At 72.3% G+C, this 22,780-nt stretch carries 23 protein-coding genes; 8 read left to right on the forward strand and 15 right to left on the reverse strand.

The window, feature by feature from the left end; translation table 11 throughout:
- Positions 1 to 328 precede the first annotated feature (328 nt).
- Positions 329 to 667 carry an SPW repeat domain-containing protein gene (locus ACLBYE_RS13635; RefSeq protein ID WP_447694586.1) on the forward strand — a complete coding sequence of 113 codons (339 nt, stop codon included), beginning with the start codon at positions 329 to 331 and terminating at the stop codon, positions 665 to 667.
- A 156-nt stretch (positions 668 to 823) separates the two neighbouring features.
- Positions 824 to 1,516, forward strand: coding sequence for a helix-turn-helix domain-containing protein (locus ACLBYE_RS13640; RefSeq protein ID WP_447694587.1), 693 nt, complete (start codon positions 824 to 826; stop codon positions 1,514 to 1,516).
- A gap of 148 nt (positions 1,517 to 1,664) precedes the next feature.
- On the opposite strand, the gene ACLBYE_RS13645 is transcribed toward ACLBYE_RS13640, so the two are convergent.
- Together ACLBYE_RS13645 and ACLBYE_RS13650 are read right to left on the reverse strand one after the other, a co-directional pair.
- Positions 1,665 to 2,567 (reverse strand): LysR family transcriptional regulator, encoded by a 903-nt coding sequence (locus ACLBYE_RS13645; protein WP_447694588.1) that lies wholly within the window; start codon positions 2,565 to 2,567, stop codon positions 1,665 to 1,667.
- 167 nt (positions 2,568 to 2,734) lie between these two features.
- Entirely contained in the window at positions 2,735 to 3,634 is a 900-nt protein-coding gene (locus tag ACLBYE_RS13650) for a LysR family transcriptional regulator (RefSeq protein ID WP_091682430.1), read from the reverse strand.
- Positions 3,635 to 3,723: 89 nt separating this feature from the next.
- Between ACLBYE_RS13650 and ACLBYE_RS13655 the strand changes: the two genes are divergently transcribed.
- Positions 3,724 to 4,167, forward strand: coding sequence for a PACE efflux transporter (locus tag ACLBYE_RS13655; protein ID WP_447694589.1), 444 nt, complete (start codon positions 3,724 to 3,726; stop codon positions 4,165 to 4,167).
- A gap of 79 nt (positions 4,168 to 4,246) precedes the next feature.
- Here ACLBYE_RS13655 and ACLBYE_RS13660 read toward each other — a convergent pair whose 3' ends face one another.
- Both ACLBYE_RS13660 and ACLBYE_RS13665 read right to left on the reverse strand, forming a co-directional pair.
- Complete coding sequence (locus tag ACLBYE_RS13660; RefSeq protein ID WP_447694590.1) at positions 4,247 to 6,088, reverse strand: ATP-binding response regulator; 1,842 nt, start codon at positions 6,086 to 6,088, stop codon at positions 4,247 to 4,249.
- Positions 6,085 to 6,681 carry a response regulator gene (locus ACLBYE_RS13665; RefSeq protein ID WP_056527077.1) on the reverse strand — a complete coding sequence of 199 codons (597 nt, stop codon included), beginning with the start codon at positions 6,679 to 6,681 and terminating at the stop codon, positions 6,085 to 6,087. Before ACLBYE_RS13665 ends, ACLBYE_RS13660 begins: the two co-directional genes overlap by 4 nt.
- 299 nt (positions 6,682 to 6,980) lie before the next feature.
- Between ACLBYE_RS13665 and ACLBYE_RS13670 the strand changes: the two genes are divergently transcribed.
- The gene (locus ACLBYE_RS13670) at positions 6,981 to 7,331 is read left to right on the forward strand and encodes a hypothetical protein (RefSeq protein ID WP_447694591.1); all 351 of its coding nucleotides are present in this window, start codon (positions 6,981 to 6,983) and stop codon (positions 7,329 to 7,331) included.
- Positions 7,332 to 7,361: 30 nt separating this feature from the next.
- On the opposite strand, the gene ACLBYE_RS13675 is transcribed toward ACLBYE_RS13670, so the two are convergent.
- The 11 genes from ACLBYE_RS13675 to ACLBYE_RS13725 all read right to left on the reverse strand — a co-directional run bounded on the left by ACLBYE_RS13675 (position 7,362) and on the right by ACLBYE_RS13725 (position 19,325).
- A complete protein-coding gene (locus ACLBYE_RS13675; RefSeq protein WP_447694592.1) occupies positions 7,362 to 7,760 on the reverse strand; it encodes a Rieske (2Fe-2S) protein in 399 nt (132 codons plus the stop codon).
- On the reverse strand, positions 7,753 to 8,457 hold the full coding sequence (locus ACLBYE_RS13680) for an ABC transporter ATP-binding protein (RefSeq protein ID WP_020094464.1): 705 nt from the start codon (positions 8,455 to 8,457) through the stop codon (positions 7,753 to 7,755). Before ACLBYE_RS13680 ends, ACLBYE_RS13675 begins: the two co-directional genes overlap by 8 nt.
- The gene (locus ACLBYE_RS13685) at positions 8,450 to 9,268 is read right to left on the reverse strand and encodes an ABC transporter ATP-binding protein (protein ID WP_058608075.1); all 819 of its coding nucleotides are present in this window, start codon (positions 9,266 to 9,268) and stop codon (positions 8,450 to 8,452) included. Before ACLBYE_RS13685 ends, ACLBYE_RS13680 begins: the two co-directional genes overlap by 8 nt.
- Positions 9,265 to 10,299, reverse strand: coding sequence for a branched-chain amino acid ABC transporter permease (locus tag ACLBYE_RS13690; RefSeq protein WP_447694593.1), 1,035 nt, complete (start codon positions 10,297 to 10,299; stop codon positions 9,265 to 9,267). The genes ACLBYE_RS13685 and ACLBYE_RS13690 overlap by 4 nt, the downstream gene beginning before the upstream one ends.
- Positions 10,296 to 11,168 (reverse strand): branched-chain amino acid ABC transporter permease, encoded by an 873-nt coding sequence (locus tag ACLBYE_RS13695; protein WP_103985106.1) that lies wholly within the window; start codon positions 11,166 to 11,168, stop codon positions 10,296 to 10,298. The genes ACLBYE_RS13690 and ACLBYE_RS13695 overlap by 4 nt, the downstream gene beginning before the upstream one ends.
- A gap of 394 nt (positions 11,169 to 11,562) precedes the next feature.
- Positions 11,563 to 12,711 (reverse strand): ABC transporter substrate-binding protein, encoded by a 1,149-nt coding sequence (locus tag ACLBYE_RS13700; RefSeq protein ID WP_447694594.1) that lies wholly within the window; start codon positions 12,709 to 12,711, stop codon positions 11,563 to 11,565.
- Positions 12,712 to 12,745: 34 nt separating this feature from the next.
- Complete coding sequence (locus ACLBYE_RS13705) at positions 12,746 to 13,945, reverse strand: xanthine dehydrogenase family Fe-S subunit (protein ID WP_447694595.1); 1,200 nt, start codon at positions 13,943 to 13,945, stop codon at positions 12,746 to 12,748.
- The gene (locus ACLBYE_RS13710) at positions 13,942 to 14,814 is read right to left on the reverse strand and encodes an FAD binding domain-containing protein (RefSeq protein WP_447694596.1); all 873 of its coding nucleotides are present in this window, start codon (positions 14,812 to 14,814) and stop codon (positions 13,942 to 13,944) included. Before ACLBYE_RS13710 ends, ACLBYE_RS13705 begins: the two co-directional genes overlap by 4 nt.
- A complete protein-coding gene (locus ACLBYE_RS13715; RefSeq protein ID WP_447694597.1) occupies positions 14,811 to 17,165 on the reverse strand; it encodes a xanthine dehydrogenase family protein molybdopterin-binding subunit in 2,355 nt (784 codons plus the stop codon). Before ACLBYE_RS13715 ends, ACLBYE_RS13710 begins: the two co-directional genes overlap by 4 nt.
- The gene (locus ACLBYE_RS13720) at positions 17,162 to 18,031 is read right to left on the reverse strand and encodes an alpha/beta hydrolase (protein WP_447694598.1); all 870 of its coding nucleotides are present in this window, start codon (positions 18,029 to 18,031) and stop codon (positions 17,162 to 17,164) included. The genes ACLBYE_RS13715 and ACLBYE_RS13720 overlap by 4 nt, the downstream gene beginning before the upstream one ends.
- A gap of 10 nt (positions 18,032 to 18,041) precedes the next feature.
- Positions 18,042 to 19,325, reverse strand: a complete 1,284-nt coding sequence (locus tag ACLBYE_RS13725; RefSeq protein WP_447694599.1) for an amidohydrolase/deacetylase family metallohydrolase — start codon at positions 19,323 to 19,325, stop codon at positions 18,042 to 18,044.
- A 121-nt stretch (positions 19,326 to 19,446) separates the two neighbouring features.
- Here ACLBYE_RS13725 and ACLBYE_RS13730 point away from each other — a divergent pair, with 121 nt between their 5' ends.
- The 4 genes from ACLBYE_RS13730 to ACLBYE_RS13745 all read left to right on the forward strand — a co-directional run bounded on the left by ACLBYE_RS13730 (position 19,447) and on the right by ACLBYE_RS13745 (position 22,725).
- A complete protein-coding gene (locus tag ACLBYE_RS13730; RefSeq protein ID WP_447694600.1) occupies positions 19,447 to 20,022 on the forward strand; it encodes a MarR family winged helix-turn-helix transcriptional regulator in 576 nt (191 codons plus the stop codon).
- A gap of 365 nt (positions 20,023 to 20,387) precedes the next feature.
- Positions 20,388 to 21,152, forward strand: a complete 765-nt coding sequence (locus ACLBYE_RS13735) for a GntR family transcriptional regulator (protein ID WP_447694601.1) — start codon at positions 20,388 to 20,390, stop codon at positions 21,150 to 21,152.
- The gene (locus tag ACLBYE_RS13740; protein WP_029358136.1) at positions 21,149 to 21,919 is read left to right on the forward strand and encodes an ABC transporter ATP-binding protein; all 771 of its coding nucleotides are present in this window, start codon (positions 21,149 to 21,151) and stop codon (positions 21,917 to 21,919) included. Before ACLBYE_RS13735 ends, ACLBYE_RS13740 begins: the two co-directional genes overlap by 4 nt.
- Positions 21,910 to 22,725, forward strand: coding sequence for an ABC transporter permease (locus ACLBYE_RS13745; RefSeq protein ID WP_020094477.1), 816 nt, complete (start codon positions 21,910 to 21,912; stop codon positions 22,723 to 22,725). Before ACLBYE_RS13740 ends, ACLBYE_RS13745 begins: the two co-directional genes overlap by 10 nt.
- Positions 22,726 to 22,780 lie beyond the last annotated feature (55 nt).

The following is a 22,780-nucleotide window of genomic DNA, read 5'->3' on the forward strand; positions in this document are numbered from 1 at the left end:
ATCCGCGTCCTCCCGGTCCGACGGGAGGACGCGGATCTCGCCGACGCGCGCGTCCCGTCGGCGACGACAATCTCGGGAATCGAGTCCACCACCCGCAGCCCACAGCCAATCCGCGACCGCGCCACGCTTGCCGGATCGTGACACGCGGGCAATGCCGCGATCGACTTGAGCCAGATCAATGACCGGCCGCACGGATACCGGATGCTCGGCCCGTGAAAGTTGGCAGGTCGTCTGTCGGTCAGGTCTCGGGCGCCCGGACATCGGGCCGCCGATGCCGTCAGCCCGCGCGGGGAATCCGGTGAGAACGATCGAGAACCGAACGGCGGACATGGTCCCGAACGCGCTCAACATGCTCCTGGGCGCCGTGCTCCTCCTCGCACCTTGGTACTTGGATCTGGGCTACGAGACGGCCGCCGCGCGCAACGCCTTCGTGACCGGAGGCGCCATCACCGTGGTCGCACTCCTGGCCCTCGGCGAGACCTGCGCCTGGGAGGAATACCTCACCGTCGCCCTCGGGCTCTGGGCGGCCGTGGCGCCCTGGGTTCTCGGCTTCGCCGACGCGACGGCCCCCGTGTGGGTGCACGGCCTGACCGGGCTCGCGGTGGCCGCCCTGGCCGCGTACGTGCTGTGGCGGCTCTACGTGTCGCCCCGGGCGCGCTCCGTCTGAGGCGCGCCCGTCGCCGGCGCGGCGGCGGGCATCCGGCCGGCACCCGCGACTACGGGGTTGCCCTTAAGGGGCGCGCCTTAAGGCTCCGACCGGAATTTCTCCGCCTCCCGCCCGCTGCCAATCTCGTCCCGACCAACGCAGGCGAGGAGCGCAGCGATGAGCACCGAGTTCACGGCACGGACAGCACCGGAGGGGCCTGCAGCCCATCCCGCTGCCGTCCCGGAGATCGAGAGGAGCACCCTGTTCGCGGGATGCGCCGACGTCGTCGGGACACCGTTCTCCTATGCCCGCGAGGAGGAGATCTACGGAGAGGGCGAGGAGGCCGAGTTCGTCTACAAGGTCCTCAGCGGCGCGGTGCGCACCCACAGGGTCCTGAGCGACGGGCGCCGCCAGATCACGGGCTTCCACCTGCCCGGCGACCTGTTCGGGCTCGGGCAGGGCGAGACCAATCGCCAGACCGCCGAGGCCCTCACCAGCACCAGGGTGCTGATCTTCAGGCGGCGACAGGTCGAGCGCGCCGCGACCGGGCGGGCCGAGGTCGCCTGCCGGCTCTGGAGCATGGCCACGAGCGACCTGCGGCACGCCCAGGACCTGGCGCTCCTGCTCGGACGGCGCTCGGCCCAGGAGCGGGTCGCCGCCTTCCTGCTGGAGGTCGATGACCGCCTCGGCTCCGCCGGCACCTTCGCGCTGCCGATGACCCGCCGCGACATCGCCGACTACCTCGGCCTGACCATCGAGACCGTATCGCGCACCCTCTCGCAGCTGGAGGAAGAGGGGGCGTTGCGACGCGACGGCGGCCGACAGGTGTGCCTGCATCGGACCCGGCTCCGCCGTCTCGTCGAGGATTGAGACAGGCGCCGCCGGGAGCGCCGCTGCGAGCTGCCGCGTGGTTTCGCGTTGGCTTTCGGGGTCGCTTCGGGATGGCGCCTGCGCGCAGGACGCCGCCTCGGAGACAGTCGCGGACGGCGCCGGCGAGCGGGTGCGGAGACGAACGGCGTCACCGCTTCTGGAAGCGCGCGATCAAGCCCGGGGCCTCCTCGCGGATCAGCCCGAGAAAGTTGTCGATCACCGGGTTCCGGCGCTGATGATGCAGCGCGTAGACGTCCGCCGACAGGAAGGGCGGCTTGATCGGCAGGACGACGACGTCCGGATGTCTCGGTCGGCCGACGAATTCCGGGATGATGGCGAGACCGAAGCCCGCCGCGACCAGGTTGATCAGCGACGAGGCCTCGCGGACCTGCTGCGAGATGCTCGGCGTGAACCCGCGCGCGATGCAGGCTTGGTAGATATCCGCCGCGAAGCGCGAGCTCTCGAGGCCGAGCGAGATCAGCGGCTCGCTGCGGAAGACGTCGATCGCGACGCTGCGACCGGCGGCGAGGGCGTGCTCGCGCGGCACGGCCACGCAGAGCCGCTCCGGCCACGCCAGGTGGGCGACGAGATCCGGATCCTCGGGGGGGCTGCGGAGGAAGCTGAGATCCGTCCGGTTCGCCTTGAGGGCCGCGATCTGGTCGGCCGGCGCCATCTCGTGGATGCGCACGTCCACCGCCCGGAAGCGCTGCTCGAAGGCCCGGATCAGGCAACCGGCCGGCCCCGCGAGGACGGAACTCGTCATGCCGATGTTGAGGATGCCGGCCGTTCCGGTGCCGATCGTCCGCGCCCGGTCGACGGCGTCGGCGACCTGCGCGAGGACCGCCCGCGCGTTCCCGAGGAAATCCTCGCCCGCCGCGGTCAGGACGACGCGCCGGCTCGAGCGCTCGAACAGGTTGACGCCGATCTCCAACTCGAGATCGCGGATCTGCTGGCTCAGCGGCGGCTGCGACACGCCCAGGCTCTGGGCGGCGGCGGTGAAGCTGAGATGCTCCGCCACCGCGGCGAAGTAGCGAAGATGCCGGAGTTCCATGGGCCGACCCATAGGAATTTCGAATGGATAGAAGCACGGAAGGTCTTTTGCGTCTAGACTCGCGGGGTGGAGGTCCTCGATGGCCGGGATCTCGCCGGCCCGTCAGGACCGTCGACAGCGGCGTGTCGCTGAGGCGGGGCCCGGCGGCCATCCGTCCCGCACCGCGCTCAGGTCCCGCCCGGGTGGATCCCGACGCGCTCCGCGGCGAAACGCTCGCGGAGCCAGGCCGCGGCGGGGCCACAGGGCCGCTGCTTGTGCCAGACCAGTTCCAGGGCGATCGGCCAGTCGCCCTCATCGAACTGGAGGTCGGGCGTCACGAGGTACGGCGCCGTGAGGGACGCGGCGATCACGTGGTCGGTGACGAAGGCCCAGCCGATCCCGTGCTTCACCATCTCCAGGATGACCCAGTGGCTCTCCACCCACCACACCTCGGCGGCGACCCGGAGACGGCGCTTCTCCGCCCCGTCGCCGCGGGCGGCCACGAGGATCTGGCGGTGGCGCTTCAGCTCCTCCCACGCCACCCGCTCCTTCGCGAGCGGGTGATCGCGGCCGCAGACCAGCTTGAGCGGCACCCAGCCGATGGTCCGGAACCCGAGTTCCGTCGGGAGCCCCTCCTGGCGCCACATCACGCCCAGGTCGGCGGCGCCCGACCGGACCATGCGGCTGACATCCTCCATCAGCGGGAAGAGCAGCTCCAGCTCCACGAAGGGGAAGCGCTGGGCGAAGCTGGCGAAGAGGGCGCCGAGGGCGTGCTCGGGGTAGAGCTCGTCGATGGCGACCACCAGCCGGTTCTCGACGCCCTGCTCCAGGCTGCTCGCCACGCCGATCAGGTGCTCCCGCCGGTCGAGCACCACGCGCGCCTCCAGCAGCAGCCGCTCGCCCGCCGGGGTCAGCACCGGGTTCCGGCCCGCGCGGCTGAACAGCGCCAGCCCCAGATCCGTCTCGAGGTTGGCCACCTGCGTGCTGACGGCCGACTGCGCCTTCCGCAGCACCCGCGCCGCGCCCGAGAACGACCCGGCCTCGGCCGCGGCCACGAAGGCCTGGAGCTGGTCGAGCGAGACCGCCATCTATCTGCTTATCCGATACTTCCTAACTTGTGGATCGCCTTATCGCAGATAGAGAGCGGCCGACCAATCCGCCTCTCTAGAGCGAGACCATGCGCACCACCCGCGACCGCATCCGCCACGCCATCCTGTTCGAGGTGATCGGGCTGCTCCTCATCGTCCCGCTCGGGACCGCGGCCTTCGGCCTGCACGCCGCCGACATGGGCGTGATCGGCATCGGCAGCGCCCTCGTCGCGACGAGCTGGAACTACGTCTACAATCTCGGCTTCGACCGGGCGATGCAGCGGCTCGCCGGGCACACGCGCAAGAGCCTCGTCCTGCGGGTCGCCCACGCGGTGCTGTTCGAGGCGGGGCTGCTCCTGATCCTGCTGCCGCCGATCGCGTGGTATCTCGGCATCGGCCTCGTGGAGGCCTTCTTCATGGATCTGGCGATCGCGGCCTTCTACGTGGCCTACGCCTTCGTGTTCAATCTCGCCTACGATCGGACCTTCCCACTCCCGAGCTGGACCGAGGCTGCCGCCGAGCCGTCCCGCTGACGCGCGCCGGCCGCGCCGCGAGACCGCGACGGCGGCGCGGCGGGCGTTCGAGGGTCCGCGGCGCCGCGCGAGGCGCCCGCTATCCCTCCGCGCGGACGAGATCCGTCGTCTCCGGTCCGCGCGGAACCTCCGCGCCCACGGGACCGACGGGCGGCCCGCCCGGCGGGATCAGCGCGGCGAGCGCCTTCTGGAGAAGGTCGGGCCGGACCGGCTTGTGAATCAGAGGGACCCCGCTGTCCAAGGCCTCCCGCATGCGGACGGGCGCGGTGTCGCCGGTGATGAGGATCGCCGGGATCGGCATTCCCCAATGCTGCCGCAGCGTCGCGATGGCTTCGGCGCCGGTCTGGCCCCCGCGCAGGCGGTAGTCGCAGATCAACGCGTCCGGCGGCGGCCCCTGCGACGGCAGTTCGGTGACGTCGGTCGGGTCCTCGAAGGCCCAGCACAGGCAACCCCAGCCGGAGAGGAGCGCCACCATCGCGTCGCGGACGATGGCATCGTCGTCGACGATCAGGATGCGGGCGCCGACCAGGCCGCCGCTCTCCGCGATGCCGGCCGCGGGCGCGTCGTCGAGCCCGGCGTCCCGCCCGGCGTCGAGCGTCCGGGGGACGAGGATGCGGAAGACGCTGCCGCTCCCCACCTTCGACGAGAGGGAGAGCGGGTGATCGAGCGAGGCGGCGATCCCGCGCGCGATCGCGAGCCCCAGCCCCAGACCCTTGTGACGATCGCGCTCCGGATTCCCGAGCTGGTAGAACTCCCGGAAGATGTCCTCGCGCTTGTCGGCCGGGATGCCGATCCCGGTGTCGTAGACTTCGATCGACACGCCCGCGCGCCGGCGCCGGCAGCCGATGAGGACGCCGCCGCGCTCGGTGTACCGGATGGCGTTGAGGACGAGATTGCGCAGGACCAGCTCCAGCAGGGCCGCGTCCGAGACGATCGCCAGGTCCGTCTGGGGCGTCCGATAGATCAGGCGCTTGGCGTCGGCCAGCGGGGCCAGATCGTTCTCGATCTTGTCGAGGAGCGGCTGCAGCTCGAAGGCGCGGGGCCGCGGCGTGATCACTCCGGCCTCCAGGCGCGAGAAGTCCAGAAGCGTGTTGAGCATGTCGGTCGAGGCGACGTTCGCGGTCTGGGCGTTCTGCAGGATCCGCCGCTGCGGCGCGGCGAGATCCGTCTGGCTCAGCGCCTGGAGGAAGAGGCCCTGGGCGTGGACCGGCTGGCGCAGGTCGTGGCTGGCCGCCGCGAGGAATTGCGACTTCGCGGTGTTGGCGTGCTCGGCGTCGCGGCGGGCCCGGTGCGCCGCGGCGGTCTCCGCGCGCAGCTGCTCCACGAGGGCCGCGTTCTCGAAGCGGAGCTCGATCGATTCCCGCACGCGGCGGCTGGCGAGCACGACCTGACCGTACTGCCCGACCACGAAGAGGATCGAGCAGATTGCCAGGGCGCGGTAGGGCGCGCCGCCGAGCGACCAGAGGGTTCCCGCGGCCAGGACGGCGACGGGCACGACGAGGGCGAGGTAGAGGTGCCGCCGCGGCGCCAGGAGCGAGACGCCGTTGCTGCAGGTCGCGCCCAGCAGCGACATGGTCAGGATGCTCACCGCCGGGACCTGGAGCGGCAGCGCGATCCAGATCAGCGATCCCAGGATCGCGCCCTCGACGATCTTGCTCAGGAAGATGACGCGCTCGACCCGGCGGGCGCGGTCGGGCTCGCCGATCGCGGCGCGGACCCGACGCGCGTAGGCGGCCGCCCCGAACCGCTCGACGAGGAACGCGCCGTACCAGCTCAGCAGGACCGCGTGGGGCACCAGGCTCCACAGCACGGCCAGCATCAGCGTCGAGACGAGGAAACCGACGGCGACCGACTGCGTGACGCCGTCCAGGACGAGGCGCAACTGCTCGGCCGCGATCCGCTCCTCCTGAGACGGGCTCATCGGATCAGGCCGAACTGCTGCGCCTTGAACACCGCCTCGGCGCGCCGGGTCACCCCCAGGACCGACAGCAGGCCCTGCACGTGGCCGCGGACCGTGTGTTCCGACAGACCGAGATTGCGTCCGATCATCTTGTTGGACAATCCGCGCCCGACGAGGGTCAGCACCTCGGCCTGCCGCGGCGTGAGCGTCGGGCAGAGGGCGCCGCCGACCCGCGGGACCGCGGACGACCGGGCGAGCATCTCGCGCAGGACCGTCATCATCCGCTCGGGGCGGTCGGTCTTGGACAGGAACGCGCAGGCGCCCTGCGCCAGCGCCGTGCTCACGGTATCGGGCAGATCCAGGCCGGACACGACGACGATCCGGGCGGCCGGCCAGCGCTGCTGGAGCAGGCCCATCCCCTCGAGCCCGCCGATGCCCGGCAACTGGATGTCGAGGAGGACGATCGTCGGGACGACGGCCACGATGGCGAGCGCCTCGTGCAGCGATGGGCTGTCGAGAACCGGGATCTCATCGAACGCCGTCGACAGCATCGAGACGATGCCGGACCGGAACAGCGCGTGATCATCGATGATGAGGATTGCTTCCTGCGCCATGCGGATCCTGTCTAGAGCAACCGCACAGGCGCCGTCACGGGTCATGGACCAGTCCATGTGGACTGGTCCACGAAGCCATCCCGATCGGCTAAGCCACGGGTCGAGGAATTCGATCGCGCGCGCCCGGACATGCAGCTGGAGGCCACGCGGACGGGATCGGATGCCGGGCGAGGCCGCCCGCCATCCGGCGCGGCCCGCGCTTCACACCGCTGCCGTCGCGGCAGCGGTCCGGTGATCGCGGGCGGTGACGTCCGTCGGACCGCGCGCGCGGCCCTCCCAAGTCGACTCGAGGGAATCCCATGGTTCACCGCCGTCAGAGACGAGGCATCGGCCGGACCGCGTCCGATCCGACGTTCGACGCGAAGGTTCCCCTGATCGTGCGGTGGATCGGCGCCGCGGCCCGCAAGCGCGCCCGGGCGGCCAACCGGGAAGCCGCGCCCGTTCCGACCCTGGACAACGTGACGACGGACAACGTGACGAGGCTGTCCTGGGCCGACACCTTCGGACGGGCGATCAGCGCCGATCCTCAGCGGTCGAAGGGACCCGCGACCGTCCTCGCGATGCGTCCCCGCGCGAGCAGGCCCGCGTGCGGCCCGATCGTCCGCGCGAGACAGGCGGTGAGCGCCGCGATCCCGACCTCGCTGCCGTAGAGCGAGACTGACCGGCCGATCTCGGTCGCTCTACCGTCGGATCTCGGTGCCGGCCGGGGATCCGCGCCCGCCCGGCCGCGCGGTGTCCGGCGCGAGAAGGCCGGATCCGGTCCTGAGCCACAGCCCGTCCGGCGCCGCCTCGACCGCGGACAGGCGCAGGGCACGGAACGACCAGCCCGGCGAGACGGCGCCGTCCCGGAGCTCGAACGAGGCCTGGTGCCGGGGGCAGTGCAGCCGGCCCGCGACGCAGCGTCCGAGGGCGAGGTCGGCCCCCTCGTGCGGGCAGGCGCGCTCGGCGGCCACGATCCGCGCGCCGTCCCGGACGAGGAGCAGCCGGCGGCCGCCCGCCGTGACGGGGAGCAGGTCCCGGTCGCCGAGAAGGTCGACCGGGCCGAGGCGGATCCGCCCCGGCAGATCCCGCTCAACCACCGAGATAGGCGTCCCGCACGTGGGGGTCGGCGATGAGGTCCTGCCCGCGCCCCTCGAGGACGATGCGGCCGGTCTCGAGGAGGTAGGCGTAGTCGCAGAGTTCGAGGGCGGCGAAGGCGTTCTGCTCGACGAGGAGCACGGTCGTGCCGGCGTCGCGGATCGCCCCGATCACCGCGAACATCCGCTCGACGATGTTGGGGGCGAGCCCCAGTGAGGGCTCGTCGAACAGCACGAGCTTCGGGCGCCCCATCAGCGCGCGGCCGATCGCCAGCATCTGCTGCTCGCCGCCCGACAGCGTGCCGGCCGCCTGGTCGCGGCGCTCCGCGAGGCGCGGGAACTCCCCGTAGATGCGCGCCAGGTCCGCCGCGACCGCCGCCCGGTCGCGGCGCAGGTAGGCGCCCATTGCGAGGTTCTCGGCGACCGTCATCTGCGGGAAGACGCGCCGCCCCTCCGGACAATGGGCGATGCCCGCGGCCAGGATCCGGCGGGGCTCCGCCCCGGCGATGTCCCGGCCGGCGAACCGGATCGCGCCGGATCGCGGCGGGACGAGGCCGGAGATCGCCCGCAGCGTCGTGGACTTGCCGGCCCCGTTCGCGCCGACGAGGGCGACGAGCTGGCCCTCGCGCACGTCGATCGTGAGTCCCTTCAGCGCCGTGACGTGCCCGTAGCCGCAGACGAGGTCGCGGATCTCAAGCATGGACCGCCTCCTGCGCGGCAGCGGCGGCGGCCTGCCGGGCGGCGCTGCCCTGGCCGAGATAGGCCTCGATCACCGCCGGGTCGCTGCGGATCCGGTCCGGCGGCCCCTCGGCGATCAGGCGGCCGTAATTGAGGACGACGATGCGGTCGGAGACCTCCATCACCATCGGCATGTCGTGCTCGACGAGCAGGATGGTGACGCCGCGCTCCCGGATCTGCCGGATCAGCCGCACGAAGACCCGCGTCTCGGAGGCGTTCATCCCCGAGACCGGCTCGTCGAGGAGCAGCATGGCGGGCTCGGTGGCGAGCGCCAGCGCCACGCCGACGAGGCGCTGCTCCCCGTAGGCCAGGGCGCCGGCCTTCTCCTGCGCCCGGCCGGCGAGCCCGACCCAGTCGAGGAGCGCCGCGGCGCGGGCGCGCAGCTGCCGCTCGCCGGCCCCCGCGCGGCCGAGGAGCGCGTCGAGCACCGGCGCGCGGCCCGCCGCGGCGCCCATCTGGTGCAGGCCGATCATCACGTTCTCGAACACCGTGTCGTCCGGGAAGACGCTGGTGCGCTGGAAGGTGCGGGCGAGGCCGAGCCGCGTGATCGCGTGCGGCGGCAGGCCCTTCAGGGACGTGCCGCGGAAGCGGACATCGCCCTGGCTGGGCTTGAGGAAGCCGGTCATCACGTTGAAGGCCGTCGTCTTGCCGGCCCCGTTCGGGCCGATCAGGCTGACGATCTCGCCGGCCCGGACGTCGAAATGCAGGTCCGCGATGGCGACGAGGCCGCCGAAGCGGACGCCGACATGCTCGACGGAGAGGATCGCGCTCATCGCTGCACCGCCGGATTGGCCTCGAGGACGGGGGCGGCCGGGGCCGGCCGGCGGCCGAGCAGCGCCGCCAGGCCCGGGACGATGCCCCGCGGCATCACGAACAGGATCACGATCAGCACGAGGCCGTAGACGATCCACTGCGCCTCCGGCGCCATGACCGGGCGGAGCGCCACCGGCAGCAGGCCGAAGATCAGGCCACCGACGACCGGGCCCATCAGGGTGCCCTTGCCGCCCGCCACCACCATGATGACCATGGTGACCGTGGTGGCGAACAGGAACACGTCGGGATCGATGATCCGCAGGTAATGGGCGTAGAGACTGCCGGCCGCGCCGGCCATGGCGGCCGAGATCACCGCCGCCACCGTCAGCGTGCGGGTGGCGTTGATGCCGACCGAGAGCGCCAGCGGCTCGTTCTCCTTGAGGCCCCGCATCGCCCGGCCGAAGCGCCCGCCGACCAGGCGGGCGATCACGGCGTAGCAGAGCGTCCCCACGGCCAGCACGAGGTAGTAGTACTGGAGCTTGGTCTTGAGGGTCCACATCCCGAGGCCCGGCAGGCCGAGGGTGATGGCCGGGATGTTGGTGAGCGCCAGCGGCCCCTGCGTCAGCTCCACCCAGTTGAGCGCCACGAGCCGCACGACCTCGGCGAACGAGATCGTCACGATCACGAAGTACGCGCCCCGCACCCGGAAGGAGAGCCGCCCGATCAGGTAGCCGCAGCCGCCCGCCGCCGCCGTCGCCAGCAGGAGGCCGGCCACCGCCGGCCAGGGCTCGTGGACCGCGCGGATGCCGAAGCCGAGATCCACGTCGAAGCCGAGGCTGGTCAGCGCGCTGACGTAGGCGCCGATCCCGAAGAACGCGATGTGGCCGAGGCTGAGCTGCCCGGTGAAGCCGAGGAGCAGGTTCAGGCTCATGGCGCCGATCGTCAGGATGCCGGTCACGATCAGCGCGTTGAGGAGGTAGGGGTTGGCGCCGAGCCCCAGGGGCAGGGCGACGAGGCCGGCGAGCAGGGCGAGGGGGAGGAGCCGGTTCATCCGATGCGCTCCGCCTTGGCGAACAGACCTGTGGGCCTGCAGAGCAGGACCGCGATGATGATCAGGAAGCCCATCGCGTCCCGGTAGCCGGAGGAGACGTAGCCGGCGCCCAGCTCCTCGGCGAGCGCCAGGATGAAGCCGCCGATCGCCGCGCCGGTGACGTTGCCGAGCCCGCCCAGGATGACGATGGCGAAGGCCTTGAGCTCGGCGAGGCCGCCCATCTGCGGGAACACCACGTAGACGGGACCGAGGAGCGCGCCGGCCGCCGCCGCCAGCGACGAGCCGAGGGCGAAGGTCGCGGTGTAGATCCGGCGGACGTCGACGCCCATCAGCGCCGCCGTGTCGGAATCCTGGAAGGCGGCGCGCATGGCGAGACCGAGCTTGGTCCGGTTGATCAGCGCGTAGGTGAGGGCGATCAGCGTCAGCGCCGCCCCGAGCACGAACAGCCGCAGCCACGACACCGAGACCGGGCCGACCTGGAGCGGCGCCTCGGGGAAGGGCGCGGGGATCGCCTTGGCGACGCCGCCGAAGGTCCAGAGCGTGCCGGATTGCAGGACGATGCCGGCGCCGATCATCACCAGCATGGTGGTGTCGATGTCCGAGCCCCGGAACGGGCGCAGCAGCAGCAACTCGATCGCGGCCCCGAGCAGGAGCCCGCCGAGGATCGCCACCGGCAGCGCCAGGAAGAAGTTCAGTCCCAGCGCGGCGACCGCGAGATACATGACGTAGGCGCCAACCGTGTAGAGCGCGCCGTGGGTGAAGTTCACGACGTTCATGATCCCGAAGATCAGCGTCAGGCCGATCCCCAGCAGCGCGTAGGTGCCGCCGAGGATGAGGGCGTTGACGAGGTGCTGGATCAGTTCGTTCACGGGCTTCTCCTGGCAGGTTGCGTGCCGGACGACCGGTGCCTCGCTCCGGGCGAGGACACGGGGATTGCCAATTCGGGAACCGGCACCGCGCGTCTCACTGCCCCCTCTGCGGGCTTGCGGATTCACACGTTCGGTTCGGCACCATCGGTGCACGGTGGAGCGCGGGTCCCCTCTCCCGTGCGGGAGAGGGACAGGGTGAGGGATCAGGTCTTTCAGGATGGGGCGCGCCATGTCGGAGTGTCGACGGTGTGCTCGCTCCTGAGCGTTCTCATCCCTCACCCCAACGCTCTCCCGCCCGGGAGAGGGGGCCCGTCGCGCTCTGCCGCCAGCGTCGATGTCTCCCGGGGATGCATGAACACCGTAGCTCTGCGGGGGAGGGCGCGCGGCGGCAGCCCTACAGCGCCGGCACGATCACCTTCCCGTCCTTGATCTCGATGAGGTAGACGTCGGGCTTGCTCTGGCCGCTCTCCTTCCCGGCGGGGCCGGCCTTGGCGAAGCGGATCGGCCCGTTAAGCCCGACGAAGTCGACCGACCAGAAGGCCTTGGTGATCGCGGCCGGATCGGCCGAACCCGCCTTCTCGATGGCGTGGGCGATCGCGCGGATGCCGTCGTAGCCGCGGAAGCTCTCGGTGACGCCGGCGAAGTCGAAGCCGCGCGTCTTCCACGCGGCGATGAAGGCCTCTGTGGCCTTCGGGTCCGGCGTCCTGTCGGGCGACCAGGGCAGGAAGGTCGTGAGGTGCATCGTGCCGTCGGCGGCCGCGCCGGCCTGGGCGATGATCTGGTCCGGGTTCTGGGATCCGCCGGTGGTGATGACCCGCTTCTTCAGGCCGAGCGCCGCCATCTGCTTGAACAGCAGCACGAGTTGATCGACCGAGCTCGTGATCATGATCGTGTCGGAATCCGACGCCTTCAGCTTGGCGAGCTGGGCGCTCATGTCCTGCGCGCCCTGGTCCATGGTCTCGACGAGGCCGACCGTCACGCCCTTGTCCTTGAGCATCTTGCCGAAATCGGTCGCGGCGCCGCGGCCGAAATCGTTGTTGAGGACGAGGAAGTCGACCTTCTTCAGCCCGAGGCGACCGACCATGGGGGCGAAGGTCTCGGCCTCGAGCGACGAGGGCGGCGAGATCCGGAACACGTAGGGGTTGCCGGAGGTCGTGATCTTGCCGGACGAGGAGGTCTCGACCAGCATCGGCGTCTCGTAATCCGCGAGCTTGGGCATGACGGCGAGCGTCAGGCTGGAGCCCCAGGCGCCCATCATCACCGGGGTCTTGTCGCTGGTGATCAGCTTCTCGGCGACCGCGGCGGCCTCGGTCGGGTTGCTCTTGTTGTCCTCGATCACGAGTTCGATTCTCTTTCCGAGGACGCCGCCCTTGGCGTTGATCTCGTCGGCGGCGATCTTGGCGCCGTTGACCACGTAGGTGCCCGAGGCCGCGAACGGCCCGGTCAGGGGCTCGTTGACGCCGATGCGGATCGCCTCCGCCCGTGCGCCCGTCGCCGTCAGCGCCAGCAGGATCGCGGTCGTGAGGGTGAACCTGCTGGGCATTCGCGTGTCTCCGGTGCGTTGGGGCGGGATGGGATCAGGCGCGGCCGAACCACGCGGCGAGGCGCGCGCGGGCGAGGCCGAGGAGCAGGCGGAGCGGGTTGAGGCCGGCGGGCGCCGGCGCCGCGACACCCGAGAGCCGGGCATCGAGGTTGCGGGTGAACTCCGCGGCGATGCGGCCGGCGAGGTCGCGCACGAGGCCGGGCCGGCCGAACTGCGCGAGCGGCCCGGTCAGGGTGTAGCCGACGTCGAGCTCGACCTGGGCGGTGCCGGGCGTCGGGCCGGCATCGACCCGGTAGCGGATCCGGCCCTCGGTCGCCGAGCGGCCGCCCGCATCGGTGCCGGCCCCGTGGACCGCGCCGGTCCGGGTGGCCTCGTCCCGCGCGAGGCGGGCGCGGCCGCGGAACGTCGCGGCGATCGGCCCGATCCGCACCTGCAGGCCGCCCTCGACCGTGTCGGGGGCGGGCCGCGCCGTGAGCACCGCGCCCGGCAGGCAGGCGGCGACCGCCGCGATGTCGCCGAGCAGGGCGAAGACGGCCTCCGGCGGGTGGGGGAGGTCGAGCACCTGCGTGAAGCCGTGGGCCGGGGTGAACGCGTCGGACAGGTCCGCGACGGCCGCCGGCGCCGCCGGGGCGATCCGATCCGCCGGCGATTCCAGGCGCGCGAAAGTCGCGTCGCCGATCCGGGCGCCGACCGGGCCGAGCGGCCGGGCCGCACCGATCTCCGGGGGGATGCCGCGCGCGCGCCGGTCCGCGATCACCGCCATCACGGCCCGGACGATGCCGGCATAGCCGGTGCAGCGGCACAGGTTGCCCGACAGGCCGACGCGGATCCGTCGCTCGTCGGCCTCGGGCAGCCGCAGGACCAGGTCGCGGGCGGTCACCAGCATCCCGGGCGTGCAGTAGCCGCACTGGAGCGCGTGCTCGCGGTTGAAGGCGGCCCGCAGCTCGCCCGCGATCGCGTCCGCGTCGAGGCCCTCGATCGTCGTGACCGCGGCGCCCGCGCAGGCCCCCGCGAAGGTGAGGCAGGCGCGGGCCGGCTCACCGTCGAGCAGGACCGTGCAGGCGCCGCAGACGCCGTGCTCGCAGCCCAGATGCGTGCCGGTGAGGTCGAGCCCGTCGCGCAGCACGTCGCCGAGATGGCTGCGCGGCTCGGCCGCGACCCGCACGGCGCGGCCGTTCACCGTCAGCGCCAGGGCCATGCGGGACGTCCCGGGTTCGGCCAGCGCGGCGCTCATGCGGCCTCCGGAAGGGTCTGGGATCGGGGATCGGGCTCGGCCGCCGCGGCCACCGCGCGCGCCAGCACCGTCACGTGGACGTGCCGCTCGACCGCGTCGGCCATCCCGGCCTCCCGCAGGGCCTGGTCGGCGGCCCGGGTGTCGAAGCGCGCGGCGAAGTCGGCGCCGATGCGGCCGCCGAAGAGCGGGCGGGCATCGGCCAGGAGCACGGGCGGCCCCTCGACCGCGCCGATCACGGCCCGGCCGCGGCCGGCGCCGGGCTCGAGGCGCACGGCCCCGATGGCGTGTGCGAACTCGCCGATCTTCGCGCAGTGCTTGACGTAGCCCCAGGCCGCGCCCGCCGGCAGCGCCGGCACGCGCACAGCGACGAGGATCTCGTCCGCGCCGAGCGCCACTTCGAGGGCGCCGGTCACGAAACGCTCCACCGGCAGGGTGCGGCGGCCGCTCCGCCCCGCGATCTCGACCTCGGCGCCGAGGGCCGTCAGGGCGGTGACCCAGTCGGCGGCCGGGTCGGCGTGGACGAGGCTGCCGCCGATCGTGCCGCGGTTGCGCACCGGCCGGTAGGCGATGGCGGCCGCGACCCGCCGCAGCGCGCCGCCGGTGAGGTCCGGGACGCGCCCGTCCTCGACGTCGGCGTGGGTCACGCAGGCCCCGAGGACGAGCGTGTCACCCTCGACCCGCGCGTCCCGGAGTTCGGGGATGCCGGTGATGTCGAGGATCAGGGTGGGCTCGACGAGGCGCAGGTTCAGCATCGGCCCGAGGGACTGGCCGCCCGCGATCAGCTTCACGCCCGCGGGGGCTTCGGCGAGGCGTGCCAGCAGCGCGGGCAGGCTGTCGGGGCGCTCCCAGGCGAAGGCGGCGGGCTTCATGCGGCCTCCCGCGCGGTCTCGGCGGGATCACGGGCGGCGAGCACCGCCTCCACGATCCGCCGGGGGGTGAGGGGCGAGTGCAGCAGCTCGACGCCCAGCGGCGCGAGGGCATCGTTCACGGCGTTGGCGAGCGCCGCAGGCGGCGCGATCGCGCCGCCCTCGCCGATGCCCTTCTGGCCGAAGCGCGTGTAGGGCGAGGGCGTCTCCATGTGGTCGATGCGGGCCATCGGCACGTCGGCGGCGCCGGGCAGGAGATAGTCGGCGAGGGTCGACGCCAGCGGCTGGCCGCGGGCGTCGAAGCGCATCTCCTCGAACAGGGCCGTGCCGATCCCCTGCGCGAGGCCGCCGTAGATCTGGCCGTCGACCACGAGGGGGTTCACCAGCGTGCCGCCGTCCTCGACGATGACGTAGTCGAGGATCTCCACCGCCCCGAGATCGGGGTCGACCGCCACCACGGCCGCGTGCGCCGCGTACGAGAACGTGCCGGAATCGCGCACCGGCTTGTAGCCGGCGGTGACCTCGAGGCCGCCGGGATCGGTGTCGGGCGCGAGGTCCTGCGGCCGCCGGTACCACGTGCGGGCGATGGCCTCGAGCGGCACGTCGCCGGAGGGGCCGACGACGTAGCCACCCTCGAAGCGGCAGTCTTCGGGCCGCGCCTGGAGCAGGTGGGCGCCGATCCTGATCGCCCGGTCGCGCAGCGCCTCGCAGGCCGCCGCCACCGCGCCGCCGGCCATCACCATGACGCGGGAGCCCCAGGAGCCCGTCGAGTAGGGGGTCATGGCGGTGTCGCCGTGGACGAGGCGGGTGCGCGCCACCGGGACGCCCAGGATCTCGTGGGCGACCTGGGCCAGCGTCGTTTCCAGGCCCTGGCCGTGGGAATGGGCGCCGATCCGCAGCTCCAGGCCGCCGTCCGGGGTCAGGCGGGCGCTCGCCTGCTCGTGGCCGGGGACCATCGGGATGCCCCAGCCGGAATAGACCGAGGTGCCGTGCGCGGCCTGCTCGCAGTAGATCGCGAGACCGAGGCCGATCCGGCGCCCGTCCGGCTCGCCCTGTCGCTGGCGGGCGCGGACCGCCGCCACGTCGACGGCCTTCAGCGCGCGGGCGAGCGCCTCCGGGTAGTCGCCGCTGTCGAAGTGCTTCTTCGTGATGTTCTCGAACGGCATCTGCCCGGGCCGCACGAGGTTTTTTTCACGCACGGTTTCGGACGTTATCCCGGCCGCGCGGGCGACCGCGTCGAGGACGAGCTCCAGGGCGAAGCAGACGCCGGTGCGCGCCACCCCCCGGTAGGGCAGGATCGGGCACTTGTTGGTCGCCACCGACCACGTGCGGCAGCGATAGGCCGGGAAGTCGTAGGGCCCCGGCAGGATGCTGGCGACCTGCGCGGCCTCCAGGCAGGCCGAGAACGGGTAGGCCGAGTAGGCGCCGGAATCGACGGTGGCCTCGCAGTCGATGCCGCGCAGGGTCCCGTCCTGCTCCGCGTAGGCGGTGATGCGGTAATGGTGCTCGCGGCAATTGGCGTTGGCGGTCAGGTGCTCGCGGCGGTCCTCCAGCCAGCGCACCGGGTGGCCGCAGCGGAGCGCGAGCCACGCGAGCGCCACGTCCTCGGCGAGCAGGATCGCCTTGTAGCCGAAGCCGCCGCCGACATCCGGCGAGACGATGCGGATGCGGCCCTGCTCGATCCCGAGGCATTCCGAGAGGCCGTTGCGCACGATGTGCGGCATCTGGCTCGCGGTGTGGACCACGAGCTGGTCGAGCCGGTGATCGAGCTGCACCACGGTACCGCGGCCCTCGATCGGCGCCATGCACTGCCGGCCCGTCGAGATGGTGCGGCTGACCTTGATCGGGGCGTCGAGGGCGCCCTCGATGCCGACATCGACCAGGGTCTCCAGGAAGACGTTGTCGCCCCAGTGCTCGTGGACGAGGGCGGAGCCCGGCTCGCGCGCGGCCAGCATGTCGTGGACGGCCGGCAGCTCCTCCAGGTCGAGGACGACGGCGGCGGCGATGTCCTCGGCCTCGGCGCGGGTCGGCGCGACGCACAGCGCGACGAGCTCGCCGACCTGCCGGACCTTGCCGGTGGCGAGCACCGGCTGCTCGGACACCTTGAAGCCGGGCAGCCCCGAGACCGCGCGGATCGGCAGCACGCCGTCGAGGTCGGCGGCGGTGAAGACGCGGTCGCGATAGGCCTCCGGCACGTGGACGGCGCGGATCCGGGCATGCGCGAGCGGGCTGCGCACGAAGGCGACGTCCTGCATCCCCGGCAGCCGGAGGTCGCCGACATACTGGCCGCGCCCGCGCATCAGGCGGTCGTCCTCCTTGCGGGGCAGGGGAGCCCCGACGCCCTCGCGGCTCATCGGGCGCCTCCGAGAACATCCTGCGCGGCGCGGACCAGGAGGCCGTCGGGCCGGCGGAATCCGTCGAGGATCGAGAAGTGGTCGGCGCCCGGCACCGGCAGCAGCGCGCCCGGCGCGTGGGCGGCGCCGCGCAGGGCGTGGAGGTTGCGCGCGTCGCGGACGAGGGCGGGCAGCTCCCGGCTGCCGTAGGCGACCGTCATGGGCTTGGGCACGACGGGCAGGCGCAGGGGCGACAGGGTCTCGATCTCGTCCTCGGTCAGGCCGAGCTTCTCGTTCAGGTAGGTCTCGCGGATCGGCGCGAGGTCGTAGACGCCGGAGATCGCCAGGACCGCGGACACGGCGGGATGCCCGAGATGGAGCGCGGCGAGCTGCGCCCCCGCGGACCAGCCGGCGAGGATGATCGGTCCGCCGATCCCGCGCGCTGCCCCGTGCGCGGCGAGCCAGTCGAGGGCAGCTCCGATCTCGGCGACGATGCCGGCGAGGCTCGCCTCGGGTGCCAGGGTGTAGCCCGGCATCGCCACCGACCAGCCGGCGGCCTTCAGCCCTTCCGCGAAGCAGGCGAAATCGGCCCGGGCGTTGCGCTGCCAGTATCCGCCGTGGACGAAGACGAGGCAGGGCGCCCCCGTCTCCGCCGCCGGGTAGAGGTCGAAGCCGGTGCGCTCTCCGGCAGCGTAGGGGATGTCGAGCCCGGCCGGGTGCGCCGCGCGATAAGTCGCGGAGGCCGCGTTGCGGGCGGCGACCTGCGCGGCGCTGTCGGGCACGCCCGCGTTGTTGTCGTAGCAGGCGCCCCGGGCCGCGAAGTCCAGGCTGTCCCAGCGGCGGCGCGGGTCCGGCGGTGTCGGGTCGTCGAGGACGAAGGCGGGCACCGGCGCCACCTCAGGCCGCGATCGCCTGGGGCAGGATCGGCGAGTCGGCCTCGAAGCGCTTCCCCGCGCGGAGGCAGAAGGCCGGGCGCAGCAGGCGGTCGGCGATCACCCGCGTGTCCTCGTTGTCGCGCAGCAGGAAGCGGCCGCGATCGTCGTGCAGCACCGAGACGTCGGCCGCGTAGCCGACCTTGAGGGCGCCGATCCGGTCGCCCATGCGCAGCATCTCGGCCGGGTGCGACGTCACCATCGGCACCACCTCCTCCAGCGGGATGCCGAGCGCCATCATCGAGCTCATCGCCTGGGTGAGGCTGAACCGGGCCTGGCCGAGGAAGGGATGGTTCTCGTCGTCGTGGTGCTCGTCCGGGGTGCCGGCGGGCTTCTTCACCTCGGGCACCTCGGTGTTGTAGCCGTGCATGTCGGCGCCGAGCGTGTAGGGGATCACGCCCGCCGGCAGGGACGCGCGGGCCACGCGGTAGGAGAAGTGGCTGCCGTGGCCGACATCGACCTTCAGCCCGGCCTCCATGGCCCGGCGGATGATGTGGTGGACCTCGCCCTGCTCGTTGATGAAGCCGCCCGGGTGGCGGGTGAAGGGATGGGCCAGCACGTCGCCGGGCCGCAGCAGCGGGATGACCCGCTCGACGATGGTGTCGGCGTCCTCGCCGTTGGCGCCCGATTCCGGCAACCCCCAGAGCTGGCCGAAATGCACGTAGAGCGGAAGGTCGGCGCGCCGGCTGATCTCGGCGGCCATCTCCATCACCTTGATGCCCCAGCGGGCGAAGCCGCCGATCTCGGCATGGCCCTTGATGCCGCGCACGAGGTCGCGGTTCTCGGTGGCCGACTTCACGGTGGCGTCGATGTCGACGCCGTCCGGGCTGTAGAGGTTCGGGTAGAAATGCCCTTCCAGGCCGCCGACGAGGTAGGCCGACAGGAAGGCGAGGACCTGCGTCTCCGAGCGCTCGGCGATGAAGTGGCGGAAGCCCGGCAGGGTCATGCAGGACGGCCCGCCCTGGTCCACCACCGTGGTCACGCCCGAGCGCACGCCGACCATGTCGGGGTTCAGGCCGAACCGGCCGGTGACGTACTGGTAGACGTGCGCGTGCGTGTCGATCATGCCGGGCAGGACAAGCTTGCCCGCGACGTCGACCACCTCGGCGGCGGCGGAGGGCAGGATCGTCTCCGCCACGGCGGCGATGCGCCCGTCCCGCACCGCCACGTCGCGTATGCCGTCAATGCCGGAGGCCGGGCAGATGACCCGCCCACCCCGCAGAACCAGATCATAGCGGCGATTGTCCATGTCGACCTCGTGGTCCCGGCCGGCGCGCGCCGGCCTCGCCCTTGCCAAAAGCGAAGCATGCTTCGTATTCCGGTATTGCACAGCGCGTGCCAAGGCTGGAACCGTTCTGCGGAGGCGGACGATGGATGAGGTCCCGGACGCCGGATTTGCGGCAGGGTCGGCAGAGGCGGGGGTCGCCGCGGGGGCGGCGAAGGCGGCCACGGACGCGGACACGGACGCGGCCACGGACACGGGGGCGGACGCGCGGAACTGGCCCCTGGCCGATCGCCCGGGCTTCCTCGCCCGCCGCATGCACCAGATCCACGTCAGCCTCTTCGCCGAACGCTGTGCCGCGTTTCGCGTCACCCCGCTCCAGTACAGCCTGCTCTCGCTGCTGCGCGATCTGGGGGAGGCCGATCAGACGACGCTCGCGAGCGCGGTCGCCCTCGACCGGACGACGACGACCGGCGCCCTGAAGCGCCTCGCGGCCCGCGGTCTGGTGAGCCGCACGACCTCGCCCCTCGACCGCCGCGCGCAGGTCTGCCGGCTGACGGACGAAGGCGCCGCGCTCCACGGCGCGATGGAGCCGGCGGCGCGGGCCGCTCACGCCCTCACCGTCGAGGCCCTCACCCCGGCGGAGCAGGACACCCTGACCCGGCTCCTGCGCCGCGTCATCGCGGGGCACGAGCACCGGCGCGGCCAGCCCGACATCCTGTAGGGCATCGCCGACGCGGCCCGCAGCAGGCCCCAGTGCTCAAAGAAGACACAGATCGTTCTGCGGCGGACCCCGGCGAAAAGCCCTTCTTCCCAACATCTTCGCGAAAATTGGACGCGTATTCCATTTACAGAACGCGGAGCCATTGCGCATAAATACGGCATGGAATGCCCACAGCGCGCGCTGAGCTGATCACGCTTCGCATCTGAGCTTCCCACCGCGCGACGAATGCCGGCACCCGACCATCGTTCCGTCCGCCGATGCGCGCCGCGCGCGGGCGGGCCGGCGCGGGGTTGGCACATGTCCTGCGTGCGGTGGGCAGCTCACAGCATGCTGTGGGAGCCTCAATGCCCGAACAGCGAGGTGCGATGACGACCCGCGATGACAGGTCCCGGCCCGCTCGCCCGACCGCGACGGTGCTCGCCGTCCCCGACGCCACGCGCAAGGGCAACCAGGCCTACGACCTGATGCGGCACGAGATCGTCGCCTGCCGCCTCCTGCCCGGCACGCGCTTCACCGAGGCCGAGGTGATGGAGCGATTCGAGATCGGCAAGGCGAGCTGCCGGATCGCGCTCCAGCGCCTGGCCCAGGAAGGCTTCGTCAGTTCGATGCCGCGGCACGGCTACCGGGTCAGCCCGGTGACCGTGAAGGATGTCGACGAGGTCTTCGCCCTCCGGATGGAGCTCGAGCCCCTCGCGGCGCGGGGCGCTGCCGGCCGCGTGAACCGGGCGCATCTGGAGCGCCTGGAGCAGGCTTGCCGCCGCAAGATCACGGTGGAGATGGGCAACCAGATCGACTTCTTCCTGGAGGCCAACCGGGGCTTCCACCTCGCGATCGCCGCGGCTTCGGGGAACGGGCGCCTGTACCGGACCCTGTCGGGCCTCCTCGACGAGATGACCCGCCTCGTCGCCCTCGGCTTCGGCGTGCAGGGGGTGCGGCCGAACATCGAGAACGACCACACCGCGATGATCGAGCACCTCGTGGCGGGCGACGCCGACAGCGCCGCCCTCGTGGCCCGCCGCCACGTCGAGACGTTCCGCGACATGACCCTGGAGAAGGTCATCGCCAGCCTGCGCGACACCGCGGTGGTGGCGCCGGTGCGGCCGGCCCGGGTCGACGGGGGCGAGCCGTGAACGCCGTCGAGCTCGACCACGTCAGCAAGTGGTTCGACCGGCGCGAGGGCGGGCCGCTCCACGTCCTCGACACCGTCGACATCGCGATCCCGCAGCACGCGATCGTCGCGATCCTGGGCGCATCGGGCTGCGGAAAGAGCACCCTCCTCAACATGATCGCCGGGCTGGTCGAGCCCGACCAGGGCGCCGTCCTCCTCAACGGCATCCCGTCGCACGCCTTCCGCGACTGGCGGGCCATGACCTACATGTTCCAGGAGGACCGGCTGCTGCCCTGGCGCACGGCCGCCCAGAACGTCGCCTTCGGCCTCGAGGCCGGGCGCATGGGCCGGGCGGAGCGGGCCCGGCGGGTCGACGAGACCCTGCGGCTCGTCGGGCTGGAGGCCTTCCGCGACGCCTACCCGCACGAATTGTCGGGAGGCATGCGCAGCCGGGTGGCGCTCGCGCGCAGCCTCGTGACCGAGCCCAAGATCCTGCTCCTCGACGAGCCGTTCTCGAAGCTCGATCCCGAGATCCGCGCGCAGATGCACGCGGAGCTGCTGCGCATCGCCGGCCTGCGGGCGATGACCCTGGTCTTCGTCACGCACGACGTCGAGGAGGCGGTGGTGCTGGCGAGCCAAGTGGTTGTCCTGCACCCGCGGCCGGGCCGGATCGGCACCGTCCGGGCGATCGATCTGCCGTACCCCCGCGACCCGCTCTCGACGGAGGTCGCCGAGGAGGTCCGGCGCCTGCGCATCAGCCTCTCCGCCGCGAGCGCGCGATGCTCGTGAAGACCCCGCCGCGCCTGATCCGGCGGACGCGGACGTCCGGTGCCGGACGCCGGGCGGGCGTGCTGCTCCAGCGGCTCGCCCTCCTCGCCCTGGCGCTGGCCGCGTGGCAGCTCGGATCGCTGCACGCGCCGAGCTTCGTCCTGCCGAGCCCCGCGCGGGTCTGGCACACGTGGCTCGGCCTCGTCGCCACGCCGAGCTTCGCCGCCGATCTCGGCATCACGCTGGGCCGGATCGGCGCCGGCCTCGCCTTCGCGGCCCTCGTGGGGCTGCCGCTCGGCCTGCTGCTCGGCGCGAGCCCGCGCCTCGGGCGGTTCTTCGAGCCGGTGCTGACGGTGACCAACACCGTCTCCTCCGCGATCTGGGCGATCTTCGCGCTGATCTGGTTCGGCCTCTCGAACTGGACCACGATCTTCGTGGTGTTCATGACCGCGATGCCGCTGATCCTGACCAACGTCTGGCAGGGCACGCGCACGGTCAGCGCCGAGCATCTCGAGCTCGCCCGCACCTTCCGGATGCCGCGCCGCAAGGTGCTGACCAAGATCTACCTGCCGACGATCCTGCCCGCCTTCTTCGCGGGCGCGCGCCTCGCCATCGGCTTCGGGGCGCGGGTCGTCCTCGTGGCGGAATCGCTCGGGGCGAGCAGCGGCATCGGCTACCGCCTGCGGCAGGCGGCCGACCTCGTCCAGACCGACCAGGTCTTCGCCTGGACCCTCACCCTCGTCGCCCTGATGATCGGGCTCGAGACGCTCGTCCTGAAGCCGGCCGAGCAGCGCCTGTTCGCCTGGAAGAAGGTGGCGCAGCCGTGACGGCCGGCGCCAGCCGGGGACACGCCCGTCGCACGTCCTCCCATCGCAGCTCTTG

It is taken from the genome of Methylobacterium sp. A52T, assembly GCF_053346095.1.